This is a genomic window from Yoonia sediminilitoris (genome assembly GCF_003058085.1).
GTDB lineage: Bacteria > Pseudomonadota > Alphaproteobacteria > Rhodobacterales > Rhodobacteraceae > Yoonia > Yoonia sediminilitoris.
In genome coordinates, this window is the sequence record NZ_QBUD01000013.1 from 37,632 (window position 1) to 59,128 (window position 21,497).

The window sequence follows — 21,497 nt, forward strand, 5'->3', positions numbered from 1 at the left end:
CATGATGCTGGCACGTGCGATCCACTTTGACGAAAGCGATATGAATGTTTTTCATTCACCGGCACGCACTGGCGAATGGTGTATTTCCGGCGGCTTCGAATTTTCCAACTGGACCGAAGGCGACCTGACAGGCAAAGCCAAGCAGGCCTTTTCGAACGGCTGGCTTGGCGTCGAAACCTTTGGCAGGGTCACGTTTGTCGCGGTCACACGGATTGAACCAGCGGAACTTGACGCACTGACCCAAGCGCTCGCCCAGCATTTCGTCACGATCTATGGGGCACCTTCCGTCGAAGCGGCAATGCCGGCCGCGCGCGAAGAGCTGAACCAGATGATGGAAATGTGCGAAGAGCACGCGCCGAACACGGTCATGACTGTCGCGCGGGAACTGACGCCCGCCGGGGTCAAGGAAAGCTACCGGATTATCGAACAGCGTGATGCCGCGCTTGATATGTTCGCGGTGCATGGCGGGGACTGATATTACGGTTGCAGCGGTCTGCATCGCCACGCAGTATACGGGCAATGACAGCGCCGCCCCCCCTTTTGGTTTTCACCGACCTTGACGGCACACTGATAGACCACGACAGCTATCGGTACGATGCCGCGCTGCCCGCCCTAGCCGCCTTGCGTCGGATCAGGGCCGGGATCATCATGGCCAGCAGCAAGACGGCCCCTGAAATTGTGACATTACGAGATGAAATGGGACTGTGCGACTGGCCCGCCATCGTGGAAAACGGCGCCGGGATTTTGCCGCCGGGCGACGCCGACGCGGGGGGCGGTGACGCCTATGTTCGGCTGCGTGCGGCGCTGGACGACGTTCCACCGCCGCTTCGGGCACAGTATTGCGGGTTCGGCGATATGAATGTCGCGCAGATCGCCCAAATGACAGGTCTGCCCGAAAAGAGCGCAGCGCTTGCCGCGCAGCGTGCCTTTTCCGAACCGGGGCTTTGGACAGGTGACAGCCTCGAGCGCGGTGCATTCGAACGAGAACTGGCCCAGCGTGGTATCCATGCGCGTGAAGGCGGGCGATTTCTGACCCTTTCCTTTGGGCGAACCAAGGCCGACCAGATGTCTGATATCATCACCCGTTATCAGCCGGGTGCGACTGTCGCCTTGGGCGACGCGCCCAATGACGTGGAAATGCTGCAAGCGGCTGATTACGGCTTTATCGTTGCCAATCCCCACCGTGATCCGTTACCGCCACTTGACGGTGAAACGGCCGGCCGAATCATGCGGACCGAATTGCCTGGGCCACAGGGCTGGAACCGCGCGATATGCGATCTGATCAAACGTCTCAAGCTTGAGTAAGGAGCACCGGAAATGGCCGATTTTCATCAGAATGGACATATCGCGACACTGCACAACCTGCGGACCCAGTCATTGGATGAGATGACATACGAGTTGGAGACATTTGCACAAACGCGCAAGATGTCCCTGATCCTGCCGTGCCTTTATTCAGAGCTTGAAACCGATGCGATGCCGCTGATCCTGAGCGAACTTGCGAAAGTCACCTACTTGCACCGGATCATCATCGGGTTGGACCGCGCGGACGAGGCACAGTTTCGCCATGCCAAAGAGTTCTTCAAAGGGCTGAACCAGAACCACATCGTCATCTGGAACGACAGCCCGCGCATGTTGGCCTTAGACGCCCGGCTGCAAGAGATGGGCCTGGCCCCCGCAGAGCAGGGCAAAGGCAAAAACGTCTGGTTCGCCATGGGTTATCTGATGGCCTGCGAAGACAGCGCGGTAATGGCGATCCATGATTGTGACATCATGACCTACACCAATGAATTGCTCGCCCGTCTGGTCTATCCTGTGGCTAACCCCAGCTTTCCCTATCAGGTGGCCAAAGGCTATTATGCCCGGATCGGGCAGGACAAGCTGAACGGGCGGGTCACACGACTGTTAGTCAGCCCCTTGCTGATCGCACTCAAACGGGTCGTGGGCGACCGCGATTACATCGACTATTTGCGCAGCTTTCGCTATCCGCTGTCAGGTGAATTCGCGATGCGCACCGCCATTCTGCCCGACTTGCGCATCCCCTCTGACTGGGGCCTGGAAATCGGGGTTCTGTCCGAGGCATGGCGCAATCTTGCCCCAAAAGCGGTCTGTCAGGTCGAAATATCCGACGCCTATGACCACAAACATCAGGAGTTAAGCCCCGAAGACGCCAATGCCGGCCTGAGCCGCATGTCCACAGACATCTGCAAAGCGATCTTCCGTAAACTGGCCGCTGATGGCACGATCTTTACCCCCAATGTATTCCGCACGCTGAAAGCGACCTACTACCGCAGCGCGCTTGACCTGCTGGAGGCCTATTACAACGACTCAAAAATGAACGGGCTGTCCATTGACCGTCACAAAGAAGAACTTGCCATCGAACTGTTTGCCGAAAATATCATGCGTGCGGGGCAAGTGTTTCTGGAAAACCCGCACGAAACGCCCTTCATACCGACATGGAACCGGGTCCATGCGGCAGACCCGAAATTCCTGTCAGACATGCGGGCAGCGGCGGCAGCGGATGCGGCCGAGTTTGATTGAACAATCGACTACACTTTCCAGTGCGTAGACCTGCCTTACAATGCCGCAAGCACCGAACTGCGCTGTTCGCCCAAGCCCGCGATTCCAAGCGTTACGACCTCTCCGCCTGACAGGTAACGCGGCGGGTTTTGGCCCATGCCAACCCCCGGCGGAGTCCCCGTTGAAATCACGTCCCCCGATTGCAGGCTCATGAAGCGGCTGCAATAGGAAATCAGATGCGGGATTTTATAGATCAGGGTTGATGTGTTGCCCGATTGCATGCGGTCACCATCCACCTCAAGCCACATTTCCAGATTGTCCATGTCGGCCACTTCGTCCGTCGTTACAAGCCACGGCCCGGTCGGCCCGAAGGTGTCGCAGCCTTTGCCCTTGTCCCAAGTGCCTGCCCGCTCAAGCTGGAATTCACGTTCTGACACGTCGTTGATCACGCAAAACCCGGCCACATGATCCATGGCGTTGGCCTCATCAATATATGCGCCAGGTGCGCCGATGACGACGCCCAGTTCGACCTCCCAATCGGTCTTGACGGAATCGCGGGGGATCTGGATCGGGTCGTTCGGCCCGCAGATAGCCGACGTCCATTTGTTGAAAATCACCGGCTCTGGCGGGATCGGCATGCCTGCTTCTTCGGCGTGGTCGGCGTAATTCAGACCGATGCAGATGAACTTGCCAATGTCCCCGACGCAAGGCCCAAGTCGCAAATCCTGTTGCGGGGTGCCTGCCACCAGCGGCAGAGACGAGACATCAAGCTCTTGCAGTTTCTTCAGCACGTCAGGGCGCAACGCAGCCCCGGCGATGTCAGGCACAACAGCGGACAAATCACGCACATTGCCAGACGTATCAAGCAGCCCTGGTTTTTCGGCACCGGCAGGGCCATAGCGAAGCAGTTTCATGATTTTTCCCAATCATTACATTTCGTTGAATATAGCAGCGACCTGAGGGCCTATTTAAGCGGCCTGATTGTCGCCGAGGCCCGAAATGGCCTGAATCAGGCTGTCTTCCGTGACCTCTTCGGATGTGAACGTGCGCATGACCTTGCCCGAATACATGGCCACGATCCGGTCAGAGACATGCAGCACCTCGGGCATTTCAGAGCTGATGACCATCACGGCATAGCCTTGGGCCGCAAGTTCGCGCAGCAACTTATGGATCTCGGACTTGCTGCCGACATCAATGCCCCGCGTAGGTTCGTCGACGATCAGCACGCTGGGATGCATCGAAAGCCATTTGCCAATGACGATTTTCTGCTGGTTGCCGCCTGACAGGTTGCCGACCTTTTGCTTCCAGCCCGGCGTGCGGATATCCAGCCGGTCGCGGTATTGGTCAAAGATTGCGATCTCGGCCCCTTCGGCCACGAATGGCCCGGTTTTCAGGTCCTCGACCTGCGGCAGGGTCATGTTGTCACGGCAATTCATACCCAAAACCAAACCTTGGCCCTTGCGGTCCTCGGGCACAAGCGAGATGCCACGCGCAATGGCGTCAGCGGGGGAGTGGATTCGTACCTCTTCCCCGTCAAGCAGGATCTGTCCGGCGGACGGGTCGCGCAGGCCAAACAGCGTTTCGGCAATCTCGGTCCGACCGGCACCGACCAGCCCGTAAAAACCGACGACCTCGCCGCGGCGCACTTCGAAATTGACATCCTGATACAGCTTGCCGCAACTTAACCCGCGCACCTGAAGGGCGATATCACCAATCTCGTGGTGCGATGCATTACGGCTGAGGTCCAGCTTGCGTCCGATCATCATCTGGGTGACGGATTCCTCGTCCGTGTCTGCGGTGACAACCGTGCCTTGATACTGTCCGTCGCGCAAAATCGAAATGCGATCGGTAATCTTGAAAATCTCTTCCATCCGGTGCGAGATATAGATGATGCCCACGCCGTCGGCCTGCAGATCAGCGATCACATCGAACAGCACGACCTTTTCCGCGTCCGTCAGCGATGCCGTCGGTTCGTCAAAGATTACGGCCTTGGCATCCACGGTCAGAGCGCGGGCGATCTCAACCATTTGCTGATTGGCAATAGACAGATCGCCGACACGGGTCCTTGCGTCAAAGCCCACGTTCAGCTTTTTCAAAATCGCGTTGGTCTGGTCGGCCAGCTTGGCCCAATCGACGCGGCCAAGGCTCTTGCGGGGGAGTTCCCCGAGATAGATATTTTCAGCGACCGACAGTTCTTCGGCCAGGCTGAGCTCCTGATGAATAAAGACGATCCCCTTGGCCTTGGCCTCTAGCGGGCCGGCCATCGTCACCTTGTCGTCGCCAACAAATATATCGCCGCCATCGGGTTGGTGAATACCGCCCAAGACCTTCATCAGGGTGGATTTGCCTGCGCCATTCTCACCCATCAGGGCGTGTACTTCGCCAGGCATGACCGCGAATGACACACCATCAAGGGCGCGCACGCCGGGGAATGTCTTGACGATATCTTCCAGATGCAGGACAGGTTTTGCGTCGGTCATACCTTCAACTCCTCTTTGCCCTTGATGTTCAACTGGCGGTCAAGGAACAGCACAGCGATCAGGATCAGCCCGATCACAAGGTTCACGGTTGATGTGTCCGCACCGATATGGCCCAGCCCCTTGCGCAATAGCTGGATCGCGATGACCCCGCCAAAGGTGCCGATGACCGACCCCGCTCCGCCTGTGATCTTGGTGCCGCCAAGGACAACGGCCGTGATCACCCACAGTTCGTAAAGCTGTCCGTCATTAGGGTTGACCGACCCGGATTCGGAATAGAACACCACCGCCGAAAGCGCCGCCAGAAATCCGATGATCGCAAAGTTGATCATCATGTGTGGCCCCACGCGGATACCCGCGTTGACTGCCGCCTCGCGGTTGTCACCGATGGCATAGGCGTTGCGCCCATGGACGGTCTTGGTCATCAAGAACCAGATCACAAGTGTCACGATCAACAAGAACCATGATGCTGTGGCAAGTCCAAGAAACTCGGCCTCGGCAAAGTCGACAAGGGTCCAGTTCAGGTGGCTGGTGGGGTTTTCGCCGTTGAACATAAATACGATGCCCCGAAACCCCAACATCGAACCAAGTGTCACGATGAAAGCATCCACGCCCGTTTTCCAGACAATCAGCCCGTTCAGCGCGCCCAGCAGGGTTCCTACCAACAGCGCCAGCAACCACGCCACAGGGATGACCCAATCGCCCAGCCCCGCAAAGATCGGCCATGTCATGCTGTCCAGCAAAACAATTGCCGCGATGGCAAAGGTTGCGCCAACGGACAGGTCGATATTGCCGTTGACCATGATGATCGTCATTCCCATCGCGATAATCCCGATGGGGGCCGACTGCTTGAGCAGCAGCAGCATGTTCTCAAAGTCCATAAAGGCCTTGTCGGACAGCGAAAAATATTCGCCCGCGACGCTGAAAAAGATCAGCTCAAGCACGATAAAGCCCCAGATTGCGCCGCTTTTCAGTGCTTTGGACAATGTTCCCGGTTGCATGGTTTTCCCTCCCCTATGCGATCGTCGACCAAAGCTTGCCGCGCTTGGCTGCGATATCAAGCCAGACTGCAAGAATGATAATGACCCACGTCACAACGAACTGGACATAGAATTGCAGGCCCACAAGCAACAGACCGTTCTGGATAAACCCAAGGATCAGCACGCCGATAACAGTCTTGAATATCGTGCCTGACCCGCCCAGCAGGGACGCGCCCCCAAGTATGACGGCAGCAAGCACCTCAAGCTCAAGCCCTTGGCCGACGGTGTTTTGTGACCCAAGCGACCGGCTGGCCTGTATCAGGCCCGCGGTGGCGACACATCCTGCTGAAATCAGATAGCAGGTGAACACCGTGCGCGCGCGCCGGATACCCGAAAAGGTGGCGGCGGTGCCATTGCCACCCACGGCATAGACCTTGCGGCCAAACGGTGTCTTGGCGAGGAGTAGGCCCAATATTGCGGCAACAGCGATGAAAATCAGGATAGGCACCGGAATACCAAGCGCCGACCCCTGTCCGAAGATACTGAACCATGTGCCTTCCTTGTCGGCGATATCCATGTTTTGACCGCCCGAATAGGTCAGGGTCAGCCCGTGGATTGCCGAAAGCATCCCCAGCGTAACAATCAGCGAATTCAGCCGCAGATAGCCCACCAGAAACCCGATAAAGGCCCCCAGACACAGCGTCATGCCGAACATGGCGGGGATTGCCAGCATCGGACCGATCTTGTCATGCAGATCAAGCACCACGATGGTGGAAAATGACATCATTGATCCAACCGACAGGTCCAGATTGCCGCTGATGACCACAAAGGTCACACCCAGCGCCATGACCCCCAGAATGGCGGAAGAACGCACCACGCTGAAAAGGTTATCGACCGACAGGAACTTTGCGTTGGCAAGGGTAAAGGCGATCATGAAAACCGCAAAGGCAATCAGGATACCCTGCTTTGCCAAAATGCTTCCGATCTGCTGCTTAGTCATTGTTGCCATGATCCCCTCCCTCAGGTCGCCGGCTTATGTTCGATGTTGATCCGAGTGGTCAGACCAATGTCATGCCTCCGTCGATCATAACGATCTGACCAGTCATGTAATCGCTGTCTTTTGACGCAAGAAACGTCGTCGTTCCCGTGATGTCAGCGGGTGTTGCCACCCGGCCCTTGAGGATTTCCGCTGAGAAGTCCTCCATCGCTTGTCCGGGGCGCTCAGCGGCGCCGATCTTCATCAGGTCCTGATCGACCTGTTCCCACATCTCGGTTGCGACAACGCCGGGCGCAAATCCTGTCACGGTGATATCATGTTTCGCCAGATCGCGCGCGGCTGATTGTGTCAGCGACACAACGGCGAATTTCGATGCGCAATAGGGGGCGACATTGTCAAACCCCTGTCTGCTCGCGACTGAGGCCGTGTTGACGATCTTGCCGCCACTGCCCTGCGCGATCATCTGGCGTGCGGCTTCCTGCATGCCGATCATGCAGCCAAGCCCGTTGACGCCCATGATGAAATTCCAGTTGCTTTCGGTCACATCCATGAAATTCATCGGTTTATTCACACCGGCATTGTTGAACTTTACGTCCAGACGGCCAAAGGTTTCGACCGTGTGCGCGATCATGGCGCGCACCTGTTCGCGGTCGGTGACATCGACCTGCGCCGAAGTCACAGCGCCGGATTGCCCATTGAGACGACTGCGGTTCGCTTCGACCACTTCAGCCACCTTTTGCCCGTTGATATCGGCAAAGCAGACCATGGCGCCTTCGTCCAGCAGCGCCTCGCCAATGGCCCTGCCAATCCCCTGGGCGGCACCTGTGACAATACAGACCCTATCAGAAACACGTCCCATGTCGGTTCTCCCTTGAATCTTGCGTCTGTGGGAAGAAAAAATGCGGGGCCGGCAGAACCGGACCCCGCACAGGGAGGTCTTTAAAAGACCGGCTTCGTGAAGTCGCCCATGTTATCCTGGGTGATCTTTGGTGTGTCGAAGTAGTTCAGGAAAGGCAGCTCTTCGCCATTCAGGATGTCGATCGCCGTCTTCAGGGCGGCTTCGGCATCGTCAACCGGCGACTGGTAGATTGAACCCCAGTAATCGCCAGCCGCCATAGCTTCGTAGCCGACGGCAAAGTTCGTCGCGCCGACAAAGATGATGCCTTCGCGGCCTGCGGCCTTGGCTGCGTTCAGTGCACCCACGCCCATGTTGTCATCACCGGCATAAACACCGTCAATGTCGTCATATTTGACAAGGAACGCTTCCATCACCTGTTGCGACTTTTCGCGGTTCCAGTCACCCGGCTGGGTATCAACGACGGTCACGTTCGGGCAGACTTCAGGCAGACGATCTTCGAAACCCTGCGCGCGCTCAATGGCGGTTGTGTAGCCTGGCTGACCGGTGATGTGGACAACCTGCGCTTCGTTCTCGATGCCCATGTCCTTGAATTTGTCGCACATAATTTCCGCAGAACGCGCACCTTGTGTCACGTTGTCAGGACCAGAGAACGAGCTGACAAAATCAAAGCCCGCTTCTGCGATGTTGGAGTTGGTGACAACGACTGGAATGCCCGCCTGAGATGCTTTGCGCACGGCTGGAATAACGGCTTCGCCGTTGGTTGGCCAAATGATGATTGCGTCAACTTCCTGCTGGATCAGATCTTCCATCTGCGCGATCTGGCGGGCCACGTCGCCACCTGCGTCAAGCACAACAGTTTCGACGGCGTCGTTTGCTTCGGCGGCGGCGATAAAGGCCTTTTCATAAGTAGTCTGGTAGCTGTCGACACCCACGTTGTTCTGGGTGATGCCGATTTTCATCGGCCCGTGACCGTCGGCATAGGCAGTCGTTGTCAGCGCAAGTGCGGCGGTTGATGCTGCAAGAATATTGCGAAGTTTCATTTGGGTTTCCTCCCGGATAGTTGCGGTCTTGGTCATTCTCTCTGACGCCTCTTGAGGGCGCCAATATATCACTCGGCGGACCAAGCGATCATGTCTTAGCATGCCGATTTGCAGATATCTAAAATGCATCAATAATATCCAATATGGATAAAAATTCATTCATATTGGATATTATTGTGATAAACCTTCATGACCATTCTGGACAATTCTAGGAGAACGTTACGTGAGAAAATCGTCGCTGTCCAAAATGGACAAATTAGAAAATACCCGCAACCGCCAGCGCGCAGCAAGGCACTCCAACGACATGAATGCCATGACAGGTCATACTCAAAGCAGTTCGGTGACGCCACAGGCGCGCACCGATACGCTCGAGATTCTGTCTTTTCTGGAGGACTTCAGTGACGAGCTGGAAGACACTCTGGAAATCATTGCTCCGAACGCGCATCTGCGCATGGCGCTCCATCTGTTGCAGGGCCATTTCGACGCCAAGACCATCACACCCACGTCATTGATCAGCGCCAGCCGCGTCCCCTATGCGACCGCTAACCGCCGCATGAAGGAAATGATCGACGACGGATTGATTGAACAGCGCCCGCGCACCCAAACCGGCAAAAGTTTCTCGATGCACCCCAGCGACAAGCTTCTGGCACAATGGATGCAACTTTCAGGAAGGGTCCGCCGCCTTGCAGATGGCCTCTTTGGCGGACAGGCCAAAGCGTCGGAAACGCAAGACTATTACTATGGCGGCAGCTACACCGAAGCCCATTCTATCCCTCCGATGGGGGTGCGCCCCGACCCGTTGAAGGTGCCGGGTGGCATCCGTGTACTGGTGCACGGCGATCCGACCTTTATGGTGATGGACAATCTCAAACGGCAGTTTGAACAGGTCATCGGCACTGAAATCAGCCAGCGTGCCTTTTCCATCGACCGGCTGCGCGAAGAGGCTTTGCGCAACGCGGCCCGTGACACCAGCCGCTATGACATCATCGCGGTGGACCTGCCGTGGGTTGGCGAATTCGCTGTAAAAGATGTGCTGATGCCACTCGACAAGGTGATGGATCTGGCCCGGCTTGACCCGGCGGATTTTCACACCGCAGGCTGGAAAGCCGCCCATTGGGGTGGCCGCGCCTATGCGGTTCCCGCCCAGACAACGCCCGAACTGCTGTTCTATCGTAGGGATTTGTTCGCGAAAGCCGGGCTGGAGGCACCGGCCACAACTGACGCATTACTTGACGCGGCCCGCACCCTGCACGAACCGCGCCGGGGCCGCCATGGTATCGCCTGGAACGCGGCGCGCGGCACCGCACTTGGACATACGGCCTTGATGACCATGGCCGATTTCGGTCAGCCCGTTCTGAACCTGCCCGAAATGGCGGGCGGGTTTGACACCGACCAGCTGGTCGATGGCAGGTATCGTGCGACCATCGACACCGAAGCAGGCCTGCGCGCGGCGGAATTCCTGCTCGAACTTCTAAAATTCTCGCCCCCCGATATCCTGTCGATGTCGTGGTATGAAAGGGTGCGCCCCTATGCGGCGGGCTCCGTCGCGATGGCCTATGGCTATACTTTGCTGGCCCCCTATTTCGAACTGGACGAAGCTTCGCCCGCCTTTGGCCAGACTGGATATCTGCCGCACCCTGCGGGCCCCGGTGCTACGCCGATCGCCCCGGTTGGCGGGTATGTCATGGGCATCCCGGCCAACCTGCCCGCGGACCGCATCCCGGCAGCAGTCGAGGCATTGATGGTCTTTACTTCGCCCGAGGCGCAGAAACTCTACGTGCAAAACGGTAGCCGAACCAATGCCCGCTATTCCGTTGGCGCGGACCCGGATGTGCGCCGGGCATCACCGATTTTCGAAGCTGTCGATGGCATGTCATGGCGTGACGAACTGCAATTCTGGCCGCGCCCACCGGTGCCTGAAATCGGCGGCATCATCCAGATTTGCGGCGAAGAATTCCACGACATGCTGCGCGGAATCAAGACCCCGCGCGAAGCTTTGCGCGAGGCCCAGAACCGGGCCGATGCACTGATACGACCAAACGTGACACCGTCATAAGAGGAGGAGAGACCATGGACCCCAATCGCCTAAAAGGTAAGAACATTCTAATCACCGGAGCTGGCCGCGGCATGGGCGCGGCCAATGCCGAAACCTTTGCCGCGCAGGGCGCAAACGTCTGCCTTGGGGACCTAGATCTTGCCGAAGCGCAGAAGGTCGCCGACAGCATCAACGCCGCAGGCAACGGGCAGGCCATCGCCGTCAAGATGGATGTGACCAAGCGTGAAGACAACGCCGCCGCCGTTGCGGCGACCGTTGATGCCTTTGGCTCAATCAATGTGGGCCTGTTCAATGCCGGTCTGAACAAACCCCGTTTCTTCATGGATATTGATGAAGACAACTGGGATATGATCATGAACGTCAACACCAAGGCCATGTGGCTGGGGATGCAGGAAACCGCACGCCAGATGATCGCGCAAGGCCCAATGGAAGATCACCCCTACAAGCTGATCAACGTGGGCAGCATCGCGTCACGCAAGCCGCTGGTTGATGTGACAGTCTATTGCACGTCGAAATACGGCTGTCTGGCCCTGACCCACTGCGGCGCTATCGGCCTTGCCGAACATAACATCACCGTCAACGGCTATGCCCCCGGTGTCGTCGTCACGCCCCTGTGGGAGCAGCTGGACAAGGACCTTGTCGATATCGGTTTCAAGGAACGCGAAGGTCAGGCCTATGACGACATCGTGCGCGATGCGCTTCAGATCAAGCGCGTGTCCTACCCCAAGGATATCACCGGCACCGCGTCCTTCCTTGCCAGTGACGACAGCGACTACATGACCGGCCAGATGGTCCACATCGATGGCGGCTGGTGCATCCAGTAACCGCGCAATCTTTTCGTAATTCATCAACATGAACGGGGGCACCGCCCCCAAGGAGACAGTTATGTCAGAACGTCCGGGCAATGCCCTTATGCCGAACCTTCTTACCCCGCAGGACCTTGAACCCAACTGGGAGTGGCGCGACAGGCTGCCTGCCTGGGGGCACTCTACCGTAGATTTTGAACGCCGCGTCGATCACGACCGGCTGCGCCGCTACCGGCTGGCCCGCACGCGTCAGGCGCTTCAGGCATCGAACGCAGGGACGCTGCTGCTTTTTGATGTGAACAACATCCGCTATGTCTCGGCCACCAAGATCGGTGAATGGGAGCGGGACAAGATGTGCCGTTTCTGCCTGCTGACGGGAGACGACAGCCCGTATGTGTGGGATTTCGGATCAGCCGCAGTGCACCACCAGCGCTATTCCGACTGGCTGGAGCCTGATCACTGCCTTGCTGGCGTCGTGGGTATGCGCGGCACCATCCCGCCCGAGTTCGGCCTTATGAAGAAATACGCCAAGATGATCGCCCAACTCATCAAGGACGCAGGCATGGCCAACATGCCCGTGGGCGTAGACTATGCCGAAACCGCCATGTTCCACGCGCTGCAAGAAGAAGGGATCAACGTGGTTGACGGTCAGCAAATCATGCTGGCAGCACGCGAGATCAAGAACTGGGATGAAATCCAGCTTCTGACGCAGGCTGCCGCGATGGTCGATGGCGTCTATCATATGATCTACGAAGAGTTGAAGCCGGGCGTGCGCGAAAACGACATTGTCGCCCTGTCGAACAAGATGCTTTATGAAATGGGATCAGATGATGTGGAGGCGATCAACGCCATCTCCGGCGAACGCTGCAACCCGCATCCGCACAACTTTACGGACCGTTTGATCCGGCCCGGTGATCAGGCGTTCTTTGATATCCTGCAAAGCTATCAAGGGTATCGCACCTGCTATTACCGGACCTTCAACGTGGGCCGCGCGACACCCGCGCAGAACGATGCCTATGTAAAGGCGCGCGAATGGATTGATGCGTCGATTGCCATGATCAAACCGGGCGTGACCACCGACAAGGTTGCCGAAGTCTGGCCCACAGCCGAAAGCCTTGGTTTCCCCAACGAAGACGCAGCCTTTGGTCTACAATTCGGTCACGGTCTGGGTCTGGCACTGCACGAACGGCCTATCATCAGCCGCGCGGTCAGCCTTGATCATCCGATGGAAATCCAGACCGGCATGGTCTTTGCGCTGGAAACCTACTGCCCTGCGACAGATGGCTATTCCGCCGCCCGGATCGAGGAAGAGGTCGTCGTGACGGAAACTGGCTGCGAAGTCATCAGCCTGTTCCCCGCCGAAGAACTGCCCATTGCCAACCGGTACTGACATGGGCAATCCCTTTGATCTGACCGGGCGCAAGGCGTTGGTGACGGGTGGGGCCACGGGCATCGGCGAAGGAATCGCCCTGGCTCTAGCCGCCGCCGGTGCCGACGTTGCACTGACCTATCGCAGCCACCAGCCAGCACACACGCTGGCCAAAATCGAAAGTCTGGGCCGCAGAGCCGCCGCAGTGCAGGCGGACTTCACCGGCATGGACGAAGCTGCCGCCACGAAAGTGACGGATTTTGCCACCGATGCGCTGGGTGGGCTGGATATTTTGGTCAATAACGCGGGCATCATCCACCGGGGGGACTCGGTGGATATGGCGCTGGATGACTGGCGGCGGGTGATGTCCGTCAACCTTGATTCCGTCTGGCTGCTGTCGCAGGCCGCCGGGCGACAGATGGTGGCACAGGGCGCAGGCAAGATCGTGATCGTCTCGTCAGTGCTCGGGTCGCAAGGGGGCTTGCGCGTGCCAGCCTATGCATCAAGCAAACATGCGGTACTGGGGTTGACCAAAGCCCTTTGCAACGAATGGGCGCCGCAGGGCGTCAACGTGAACGCCATCGCGCCCGGCTATACTGCCACCGACAACACACAGGCCCTGCGGGATGATCCGGAGCGGTCAAAGGCACTGCTGGAACGTATTCCCGCAGGCCGCTTTGCAGACCCATCCGAAATTGCCGGTGCTGCCGTTTTCCTGTCGTCCGATGCTGCCGCCTATTGTCATGGCAGCCTGGTCACTGTGGATGGCGGCTGGCTGGCCCGCTGAAAGAGGACAAATGGAACAGAAACTTCAGGGAAAAACCGCCCTTGTTACCGCCGCAGGCAATGGGATCGGACGCGCATCAGCCGAAGCGCTGGCACGACTTGGGGCCACGGTTCTCGCAACCGACATCGACGGCGCGGCGGTCGAAGCCGTGGCCGCAGGGTCAGAGCGGATCAGCGCGCACCAGCTTGACGTGCTGGATGCGGGCGCAGTGCAGGCGCTGATCGCGGCACAACCGAATGTGGATATCCTCGTCAATTGCGCGGGCTGGGTCCATGACGGCACCATTCTGGACTGCGACGAAGCGGCATGGGAACGGTCATTCGACCTGAACGCCAAGGCGATGTTCCGCATTACCAAGGCGGTCCTGCCCGGCATGCTGGAGCAGGGTGCAGGGTCAATCGTCAACATCGCTTCTATCGTCTCCAGTGAAAAGGGCGCGCCGCGCCGCTTTGCCTACGGGGCGTCAAAGGCGGCGATCATCGGCATGACCAAATCCATCGCCGCAGATTTTGTTCAGAATGGTATCCGCTGCAACGCGATCTGCCCCGGCACGGTGCAAAGCCCGTCGCTTGAGGATCGGCTGAAGGCCACCGGCGATTTTGACAAGGCTCTTGCGGCCTTCAAGGATCGTCAGCCCATGGGACGTCTTGGCAAACCTGAAGAAATTGCCGAGATGGTCTGTTATCTTGCCAGCGACATGTCCGCCTTTACGACCGGGCAGGCGCTGGCCATCGACGGCGGGTGGTCAATCTGATGCGACTGGACCGCGCGGCGTCGATCGAGGATCTGCGGGACATGGCGCGCCGTCGGATTCCGCGCTTTGCCTTCGACCTGGTCGATGGCGGTGCAGAATCCGAACGCAATATGCGGCGCAATATCCACGCCTTTGAAGAGCTGGAACTGACGCCAAGGTACATGCGCGACGTGGCTGACATTGACACTTGCGCCACGATTTTAGGCCAGACCTTCGACCAGCCTTTTGGCATGGCGCCCATCGGCATGCTGAACGCATTCTGGCCCGACGCCGACCTGACACTGGCCCGGCTTTGCAAGCGCGAAAACGTCCCCTATGTGGCGAGTTCTGCATCCTCTACCACGCTTGAAAGACTGGCCGAAGCCGCTGACGGCAACGGGTGGTTCCAGCTTTATGTCTCAAGCGATGCTGCCGTGACCGAGGGCCTGATCGCACGTGCTGAGGCCGCACAATACGATGTCATGGTGGTCACAGCCGACGTGCCTGCCGCAGGCAAGCGCGACCGCGACATCCGCAACCAGCTGAGCGTGCCGTTCCGCTTTACCCCAGAGGTCATACTGCAATTGATGGCCAACCCAACATGGGCGCTAACCAGCCTGCGGTATGGAAAACCAAACATTGCCAACTACGCCGACCTGCTCAAAGCCGCCACGTCCTATGCCGATGTACAAAAGACCCTGATCACGCCCAGCTTTACCTGGGATAAACTGAGTGACCTGCGGGAACGCTGGAAAGGCAAGCTGCTTGTCAAAGGTATCCTGCATCCCGACGATGCGTTGCGTTGCGCACAGATAGGCTGCGACGGCATCATTGTTTCAAACCACGGCGGGCGGCAAGTGGCCTTTGGTCCGCCGACGATCGAAGCCTTGCCAGCCATTGCAAAGGCACTGGATGGAAAGCTGCCCATCATCCTCGATAGTGGCGTGCGGCGCGGCGCGGACCTGTTACGCGCGAAGGCGCTTGGTGCGGACTTCGTGCTTGCAGGGCGGGCCTTGGCCTACGGCGTCGGTGCTGGGGCGGGTGCGGGGGCGGAGCGCGCCTTTGAAATCCTTAAACTGGAACTTCTGCGTGCGCTGGGGCAACTGGGGGCGACGTCGTTCCAGAACGTCGGACCAGCCGACCTGACCAAGGGACCATCGCACGGATAGGCGGCGCGCTATTGCCCGTTACTGATCCAAAGGCATTGGTAAGGCGCAAGCGTGACGGTTTCATCTTCTGGATGAAAAGACGCGCCCGTCAACAGATCGGCCCAATGTTCATCATCAATCATATTGATGTCTGATGTTTGCACCGTCACCTGCGCATCGCTGACATTGTGCAGCGCAAAAATGGATTGCCGTCGGTCGATGCTCTGTCGCCAAACCGCAAAGATCCGATCATCGCCAATATTGATGGTCAGTTGGGTGGCATTGGGGTGAAAGGCTGGCTGCCGCTTGCGGATTTGCAACCGCTCGGACAGTCCGGAAAGGACCTGCGCCTGCGGTGTGTGCGGATCATCCAGCAGCGCCCTGAGCGTGGGGTAATCCCAGCGATGGCGATTGATGCCCCGGTTCATGCCGCGATAGGCGACCTGTTCATGATCGTTCGGCGTAGCCAGCAGCGAGTGAATGTAAAAGGCTGGAATCCCTTCCAATGACATCACGATTGTCTGCGAACAGATAAAGCGGGCGATATGGTGATCGTCAGAGCCGTGGAAAGTCCTGCTCATTGCCTCGAAAAAGGTCGTGTTCAACTCGTAGGGGGACTCGCCGCCATCGGGCAGCGCCCGCATCGACACCAAACCACCCAAATCCTTGACCGTTTCGATCACACGTTGCTTTTCGTCATCTGGCAATAGCCCTTCTGCCGGACGCATTCCGATACCATCGTGGCTGGCAGTAAAGTTGAGATAGGCGCACCCCATTGGCGCAGGTGGCATGCCGCGCTGCCAACGCCGAAGATATTGCACCGACCCGGACATCATCGCATGCAAGATCAGCGGCGGCAGCGGAAAGTTGTAGATCGCGTGCGCTTCCTGACCCTTTCCGAAATAGCTAAGGTTTTCCGCCTTGGGCACGTTGGTTTCGGTCAGCAGAATGATCTTTTCTGCGGCATAGTCGCAAAGGACGCGCATCAGTTGGATGATCGCGTGCGTCTGCGGCAGGTGAATTGACGGTGATCCGACTTCTTTCCACAGGAAGGCAACCGCATCCAGCCGGATGATTTCTACCCCGTTATCCACATGCAGCCGGATGATGCGCAAGAATTCAAGCAGCACTTCGGGATTACGGAAATCCAGATCAATCTGATCGTGGCTGAAGGTACACCAGACATGGCGCGGACCGCGCGAGGTTTCCACCTTTTGCAGCAAAGGTGTCGTACGCGGCCTGACCACTTCGCTCAGATCATCATCGGGAGAGGCTTCGAAAAAGAACTTGTCATAAGGGTGCTTGCCCTGAAGATAGGCGTTGAACCAACTGCCTTGGCTAGAGACATGGTTGAGCACAAGGTCAGACATCAGTTTGAATTCTTCCGATATGCGCCTGATATCGGGCCAGTCACCCAATTGCGGATTGACCGCCCGAAAATCGGATACGGCAAACCCATCATCGGATGTATAAGGAAAGAACGGCAGGATATGGACTGCGTTCAGCGCACCCTTCAGATAGCGGCGCAGAAAATCATTGAGCAGATCAAGCGGCCTGTGCGCCCCGTCAATGATGGAGTTTCCGTAGGTAATCACCAGCGCGTCCTGCTCTGACCACAGGTTGTTGCCAGCGACACGGCCCCGTTTACGGCGTGTGGTCCCCTCGGGCCAGAAAGCATCAATAATCAGGCTGGACAGGATATCAGGATCAAGATCAGGGTAGATCTGTGCGACGAGCCGCGACAGCCTGAGGCTCAGTGACGGTAATTGCTCTTTCATGAAGTCATACCTGCCCGCGATCAACTGTGAACGCCACCAGCGCCCCCACCAACCGACCAAAAAACCCTTCAAGCTGCAATGGGAACCCACCAAATAATCGGCGCTTTTTGCCCTGCCCAGGCGACCAAAGCAGCGCTATCCTGAGTCCGCTGGCAATTTCGCCCAAATTTTGGGCAATGCGGGGGTGCTTGACCCTCTGCTCACATCACTCTAGCACAGCGAAATTCTGACAAAGGGCAAGACGATGGCGCGCAAACGCAAAGGACGGGATATTTCAGGTTGGCTGGTGGTGGATAAACCCGCCGGGATCACGTCGACGGCCGTGGTGAACAAGGTCCGCTGGGCGCTGGATGCCAAGAAAGCAGGCCATGCCGGCACGCTGGACCCTGACGCAACAGGTGTGCTGGCCGTGGCATTGGGCGAAGCCACCAAAACCGTTCCCTATATCACCGACGCGCTGAAGTCCTATGTTTTTACCGCTCGGCTGGGCCAAGCCACCAACACCGATGATGCCGAAGGCGAAGTGATCGCTGAAAGCCCTATCCGCCCCGACGATGCTGCAATCAAGGCAGCACTTGGTGGCTTTGTTGGTGACATCATGCAAGTGCCGCCACAGTTTTCAGCCGTGAAGGTAGATGGCGAGCGCGCCTATAAGAAAGCCCGCGACGGCGAGGAAATGGCACTTGCCGCCCGCCCGCTCTGGGTGGAGGAGCTGTTGCTGATCGACAGGCCGGATGAAGACCATGTGGTCCTTGAAATGACCTGCGGCAAAGGCGGATATGTCCGTGCGATTGCCCGCGATCTGGGCGAGGCGCTCGGTTGTTTTGCGCATGTCGAAAGCCTGCGCCGGGTCTGGTCAGGACCCTTTCAGGCGGATCAGGGCCTCAGCCTTGAGCAGATCGATGCATCCGCCAAGACCCCGGATCTTGACGCCCATATCCAACCGCTTGAGGTCGGGTTGAATGAGCTGCCTGAAGTGCGCTGTCTGGCGGAAAGTGTCGCAAAGCTCCGCAACGGCAACCCTGCACCCGTCATCGCGTCGGGCGTGGATTACGGCGAAGAGGTCTGGGCCTCTTTTGACGGCCAGGCCATTGCCGTGGGCAGCTATCGGGGCGGCGAATTGCATCCCAGTCGTGTTTTTGTCAGGTAGATGGATCAAGATCCATCTTACGGTCTGGCATCTGTCAAGCGATGATCACACGCACACATACCAAGGGCGATGCCCCATCTGTCGCTGTCTATTCAGATTGCGAAGGCTATCGCTATGCCCTGACACGGACATGGGACCCTGCGGGCAAGCGCGTTTTGTTCGTCATGTTGAACCCGTCCAAGGCAACCGAAGTTCAGAACGATCCCACGGTCGAACGCTGCGAACGGCGCGCCCGTGCGCTTGGCTTTGGCGCGTTTCGCGTCACGAACATCTTTGCACTGCGCGAAACCGACCCGCGCAAGATGCGCAAATCGCTCGCCCCTGTTGGCCCCGACAATGACGCCGCCTTGCGAGACGGCGTAGCATGGGCCGATTGCATCATTGCGGCATGGGGCGCGCATGGCTCCCATCTGGACCGTGGCCCTGCCGTGGCAGGATTGCTGAAGGCCACTGGCCGACCTTTGCACCACCTTGGCCTGACCAAAGCCGGCCATCCCAGGCACCCGCTTTATATCAGCTACAGTCAGCGGCCAGTTTTGTGGTCCTAGTGGGTTAACCTTACAGTCCGATTCCTGCCCAAATCAGTCCCCAATCATGCTATGCCCCGGCGCGAGAGGTTGGGGGCGATCTGTTGAGCGTGGGTAAACATAATGCTGGCCATTCTTGGGTTGATGGGTATTGCCGTGTCGGCAATCCTCTTTACGGGTGACGTTTACGACAGCACCGCCGATACGCACGACACGGCCAAGCCCGAAGAGGAAGGCCCCGATGCAGAAATCGTTTCCATGGATCAACTGCTTGACGAAAAGCTGATCGAGCCAGACATCAAGGGCGATGAAGCCGTAGAACCCGGTGGCGTGATCGTCCGCGACACCAACACCGACGATGATCAGACCGTTCATGGCACCGATGAGAGCGACCGCATCATCACAGGCTCTGGCGACGATTATGTCAACGGCAAGGACGGCAACGACCGGATCAACAGCAACGCTGGCAATGACGAAATTGACGGCGGTCGCGGTGACGACACTCTTGACGGCGGCACGGGCGATGATGTCCTGTCTGGTCATGTGGGCGACGATGCGCTGTTTGGCCGTGCCGGGGATGATACGCTGAATGCGGGTGGTGGCGATGACCGGCTTTTTGGCGGAGAAGGTAACGACGCGCTGCTGGGATCAACGGGTGATGACCTGCTGATCGGAGGCGGAGGGGCCGACACGCTGCATGGCGGCTCCGGTAACGACACGCTGGACGGGCGCGGCGAAAACATCCGCGACTTTCTAAACGGCGGTGCCGATGATGATCTGCTCCTCGCAGGTGAGAATGACCATCTGCATGGCGGCACCGGCGCCGACAGCTTTGGGCTGGCAGAGGGGCTGAACGCGATTGTGGCGGACTTTGACCCGACCGAGGACATTGTCGAAATCACCTATGAAGGCCCGACCCCCGTGTTGGGCACGTCGCAAACGGACGCCGGGCTGGTCCTGCACGCGGATGGCGAGGTTGTAGCGACCTTTACCAACCTCAAAGAGTTGGATCTGTCAGATGTCATTCTGATCGCGGCATAGACCCGATTCCCTTGCAGCCGATGCTGCCAGTTACCATGCTGTCCTTGGCCAAGGCCAATTGTGTCGGAGGTCATTGGTGCTTGATGACCCCGAGGAAAATCTGACCGCCATCATTTCCGACCCAGTTACGGCTATGCGAGACGAGGGCAAAAGCACTCTCGCGGTATTGGCGTGTGTTGCGGTTTGATGTGAGCGGCTTAGGTTTTGCGAACTGACCAACCTTTCTGACGATTGGGACCTTTTCAATCTGATGCAAAAAGACTTTCATGACCGATCAACATGTTCCCTAGCTGCGCCGCCGTTTGTCGAATACATGGCTATAAATGGTCTGCTGCATAAGAAGCAGTCGATGTTTTTGCGGGCGATGCGACTTCACGCGGTCGCTGGTGTCATACACCGGATAGAGTGACGCCGTTCAACAACCGGCTGACTCTGTTATGCTTTTTCTGCGCAACCACGTGCCCGCGACCTGAGATGAAGCGGCAAATGCACTATCAACGGGTAGCGAAGAATATCCCTGTCGTGCTGAGCGCTGAAGAGGTCGCGCGCATTTTCGAAGCGACAGTTCAACTGCGCTTTTGGGATGGCTTGTGGCTTTGCCGAGATTTGGAGGCCCTTCAATGTCCGTCAAGCATTGCGTACCAGTTCCTGAATCGTATTTTTCAGGTCTTTCGACACCATCATGACGTAGACCGCGCCTACATCGCCCCACATTTATCCCCGTAGGTTTGTTCGTCGCGAGTTGGATCACAAGCTGGTGGCCGGGCAAAGCTCCGCCTTGAGCCGGGTAGAGTCACCACCAATGCGATGTGACAGATTATTTTCGATGTGTCGCAACCGTTGCGCAAACATGTTGCGCTGTTCCTCGCGCCGCGACTGCAATCCAGTCGCGTCACGGGTAAAAAGCTGCAGCGGTTTTCGCGAACCGCCATGGCCAGATGGCGATCCATCGATTAGACACCCTTGCCAAAACAAGCGATCCGGTGCGTTGCCAGAAAACGGTCTTCGCTTCACAGCACACCCTCCAGATCGTCTGCCATTCGGAGGCGGATATTGGGTCATCAAGGTACTTGGAATGGACTTTCTCCAGACACCTCTTTGCTCTCTCAGCCATCTCTTCGCCCCAGACTTGATGCGGCTCACCCGCAGCTTTGATCTCAGCGTTGGAGACACTTTCATCCGCTTCCGGCGCACCGAGCATTCCAGATTAACCGACGACCAACCTGTGAGGG

General features: G+C 57.9%; 19 protein-coding genes. 12 read left to right on the forward strand and 7 right to left on the reverse strand.

The window, feature by feature from the left end; translation table 11 throughout:
- The first annotated feature begins 1 nt into the window (after position 1).
- Genes C8N45_RS18365 through C8N45_RS18375 form a run of 3 tightly spaced genes read left to right on the forward strand, consistent with a single transcriptional unit; the run spans position 2 to position 2,538 of the window.
- On the forward strand, positions 2–475 hold the full coding sequence (locus tag C8N45_RS18365; protein WP_108387715.1) for a DUF6505 family protein: 474 nt from the start codon (positions 2–4) through the stop codon (positions 473–475).
- Positions 476–519: 44 nt separating this feature from the next.
- Positions 520–1,305 (forward strand): HAD-IIB family hydrolase, encoded by a 786-nt coding sequence (locus C8N45_RS18370; RefSeq protein WP_108387716.1) that lies wholly within the window; start codon positions 520–522, stop codon positions 1,303–1,305.
- Between the two features lie 12 nt (positions 1,306–1,317).
- A complete protein-coding gene (locus tag C8N45_RS18375; protein ID WP_108387717.1) occupies positions 1,318–2,538 on the forward strand; it encodes a glycosyltransferase family protein in 1,221 nt (406 codons plus the stop codon).
- Positions 2,539–2,573: 35 nt separating this feature from the next.
- Here C8N45_RS18375 and C8N45_RS18380 read toward each other — a convergent pair whose 3' ends face one another.
- From C8N45_RS18380 to C8N45_RS18405, 6 genes are all read right to left on the reverse strand, one after another.
- Entirely contained in the window at positions 2,574–3,431 is an 858-nt protein-coding gene (locus tag C8N45_RS18380) for a fumarylacetoacetate hydrolase family protein (protein ID WP_108387718.1), read from the reverse strand.
- A 54-nt stretch (positions 3,432–3,485) separates the two neighbouring features.
- Positions 3,486–4,997 (reverse strand): sugar ABC transporter ATP-binding protein, encoded by a 1,512-nt coding sequence (locus C8N45_RS18385; protein ID WP_108387719.1) that lies wholly within the window; start codon positions 4,995–4,997, stop codon positions 3,486–3,488.
- Entirely contained in the window at positions 4,994–5,995 is a 1,002-nt protein-coding gene (locus C8N45_RS18390; protein WP_108387720.1) for an ABC transporter permease, read from the reverse strand. Before C8N45_RS18390 ends, C8N45_RS18385 begins: the two co-directional genes overlap by 4 nt.
- A gap of 13 nt (positions 5,996–6,008) precedes the next feature.
- Complete coding sequence (locus tag C8N45_RS18395; protein WP_108387721.1) at positions 6,009–6,983, reverse strand: ABC transporter permease; 975 nt, start codon at positions 6,981–6,983, stop codon at positions 6,009–6,011.
- 49 nt (positions 6,984–7,032) lie between these two features.
- Entirely contained in the window at positions 7,033–7,830 is a 798-nt protein-coding gene (locus tag C8N45_RS18400; RefSeq protein WP_108387722.1) for an SDR family NAD(P)-dependent oxidoreductase, read from the reverse strand.
- Between the two features lie 80 nt (positions 7,831–7,910).
- Positions 7,911–8,870 (reverse strand): sugar ABC transporter substrate-binding protein, encoded by a 960-nt coding sequence (locus tag C8N45_RS18405; protein ID WP_108387836.1) that lies wholly within the window; start codon positions 8,868–8,870, stop codon positions 7,911–7,913.
- Between the two features lie 304 nt (positions 8,871–9,174).
- Here C8N45_RS18405 and C8N45_RS18410 point away from each other — a divergent pair, with 304 nt between their 5' ends.
- From C8N45_RS18410 to C8N45_RS18435, 6 genes are all read left to right on the forward strand, one after another.
- Positions 9,175–10,926 (forward strand): ABC transporter substrate-binding protein, encoded by a 1,752-nt coding sequence (locus C8N45_RS18410; RefSeq protein ID WP_108387838.1) that lies wholly within the window; start codon positions 9,175–9,177, stop codon positions 10,924–10,926.
- A gap of 14 nt (positions 10,927–10,940) precedes the next feature.
- Entirely contained in the window at positions 10,941–11,750 is an 810-nt protein-coding gene (locus tag C8N45_RS18415; protein WP_108387723.1) for an SDR family NAD(P)-dependent oxidoreductase, read from the forward strand.
- Positions 11,751–11,811: 61 nt separating this feature from the next.
- Entirely contained in the window at positions 11,812–13,122 is a 1,311-nt protein-coding gene (locus tag C8N45_RS18420) for a M24 family metallopeptidase (RefSeq protein ID WP_108387840.1), read from the forward strand.
- 1 nt (position 13,123) lies between these two features.
- A complete protein-coding gene (locus C8N45_RS18425; protein ID WP_108387724.1) occupies positions 13,124–13,888 on the forward strand; it encodes a glucose 1-dehydrogenase in 765 nt (254 codons plus the stop codon).
- A 10-nt stretch (positions 13,889–13,898) separates the two neighbouring features.
- Positions 13,899–14,642: an SDR family oxidoreductase gene (locus C8N45_RS18430; protein WP_108387842.1), complete on the forward strand. Its 744-nt coding sequence runs from the start codon at positions 13,899–13,901 to the stop codon at positions 14,640–14,642.
- Entirely contained in the window at positions 14,642–15,790 is a 1,149-nt protein-coding gene (locus C8N45_RS18435) for an alpha-hydroxy acid oxidase (protein WP_245882743.1), read from the forward strand. Before C8N45_RS18430 ends, C8N45_RS18435 begins: the two co-directional genes overlap by 1 nt.
- A gap of 8 nt (positions 15,791–15,798) precedes the next feature.
- Here C8N45_RS18435 and C8N45_RS18440 read toward each other — a convergent pair whose 3' ends face one another.
- Entirely contained in the window at positions 15,799–17,547 is a 1,749-nt protein-coding gene (locus tag C8N45_RS18440; protein WP_108387726.1) for a sugar phosphorylase, read from the reverse strand.
- A gap of 244 nt (positions 17,548–17,791) precedes the next feature.
- Here C8N45_RS18440 and truB point away from each other — a divergent pair, with 244 nt between their 5' ends.
- The 3 genes from truB to C8N45_RS23955 all read left to right on the forward strand — a co-directional run bounded on the left by truB (position 17,792) and on the right by C8N45_RS23955 (position 20,265).
- Positions 17,792–18,697, forward strand: a complete 906-nt coding sequence (gene truB, locus C8N45_RS18445; RefSeq protein WP_108387727.1) for a tRNA pseudouridine(55) synthase TruB — start codon at positions 17,792–17,794, stop codon at positions 18,695–18,697.
- 41 nt (positions 18,698–18,738) lie between these two features.
- A complete protein-coding gene (locus C8N45_RS18450) occupies positions 18,739–19,245 on the forward strand; it encodes a DUF1643 domain-containing protein (RefSeq protein ID WP_108387728.1) in 507 nt (168 codons plus the stop codon).
- A 102-nt stretch (positions 19,246–19,347) separates the two neighbouring features.
- Positions 19,348–20,265, forward strand: coding sequence for a calcium-binding protein (locus C8N45_RS23955; protein ID WP_108387729.1), 918 nt, complete (start codon positions 19,348–19,350; stop codon positions 20,263–20,265).
- Positions 20,266–21,497: the final 1,232 nt, after the last annotated feature.

Bases quoted from the DNA above. Each gene is read 5' to 3' on its own strand.
- C8N45_RS18365 (WP_108387715.1), top strand. From the start codon at position 2: ATGATGCTGGCACGTGCGATCCACTTTGACGAAAGCGATATGAATGTT.
- C8N45_RS18370 (WP_108387716.1), top strand. From the start codon at position 520: ATGACAGCGCCGCCCCCCCTTTTGGTTTTCACCGACCTTGACGGCACA.
- C8N45_RS18375 (WP_108387717.1), top strand. From the start codon at position 1,318: ATGGCCGATTTTCATCAGAATGGACATATCGCGACACTGCACAACCTG.
- C8N45_RS18380 (WP_108387718.1), bottom strand. From the start codon at position 3,431: ATGAAACTGCTTCGCTATGGCCCTGCCGGTGCCGAAAAACCAGGGCTG.
- C8N45_RS18385 (WP_108387719.1), bottom strand. From the start codon at position 4,997: ATGACCGACGCAAAACCTGTCCTGCATCTGGAAGATATCGTCAAGACA.
- C8N45_RS18390 (WP_108387720.1), bottom strand. From the start codon at position 5,995: ATGCAACCGGGAACATTGTCCAAAGCACTGAAAAGCGGCGCAATCTGG.
- C8N45_RS18395 (WP_108387721.1), bottom strand. From the start codon at position 6,983: ATGGCAACAATGACTAAGCAGCAGATCGGAAGCATTTTGGCAAAGCAG.
- C8N45_RS18400 (WP_108387722.1), bottom strand. From the start codon at position 7,830: ATGGGACGTGTTTCTGATAGGGTCTGTATTGTCACAGGTGCCGCCCAG.
- C8N45_RS18405 (WP_108387836.1), bottom strand. From the start codon at position 8,870: ATGAAACTTCGCAATATTCTTGCAGCATCAACCGCCGCACTTGCGCTG.
- C8N45_RS18410 (WP_108387838.1), top strand. From the start codon at position 9,175: ATGAATGCCATGACAGGTCATACTCAAAGCAGTTCGGTGACGCCACAG.
- C8N45_RS18415 (WP_108387723.1), top strand. From the start codon at position 10,941: ATGGACCCCAATCGCCTAAAAGGTAAGAACATTCTAATCACCGGAGCT.
- C8N45_RS18420 (WP_108387840.1), top strand. From the start codon at position 11,812: ATGTCAGAACGTCCGGGCAATGCCCTTATGCCGAACCTTCTTACCCCG.
- C8N45_RS18425 (WP_108387724.1), top strand. From the start codon at position 13,124: ATGGGCAATCCCTTTGATCTGACCGGGCGCAAGGCGTTGGTGACGGGT.
- C8N45_RS18430 (WP_108387842.1), top strand. From the start codon at position 13,899: ATGGAACAGAAACTTCAGGGAAAAACCGCCCTTGTTACCGCCGCAGGC.
- C8N45_RS18435 (WP_245882743.1), top strand. From the start codon at position 14,642: ATGCGACTGGACCGCGCGGCGTCGATCGAGGATCTGCGGGACATGGCG.
- C8N45_RS18440 (WP_108387726.1), bottom strand. From the start codon at position 17,547: ATGAAAGAGCAATTACCGTCACTGAGCCTCAGGCTGTCGCGGCTCGTC.
- truB (WP_108387727.1), top strand. From the start codon at position 17,792: ATGGCGCGCAAACGCAAAGGACGGGATATTTCAGGTTGGCTGGTGGTG.
- C8N45_RS18450 (WP_108387728.1), top strand. From the start codon at position 18,739: ATGATCACACGCACACATACCAAGGGCGATGCCCCATCTGTCGCTGTC.
- C8N45_RS23955 (WP_108387729.1), top strand. From the start codon at position 19,348: ATGCTGGCCATTCTTGGGTTGATGGGTATTGCCGTGTCGGCAATCCTC.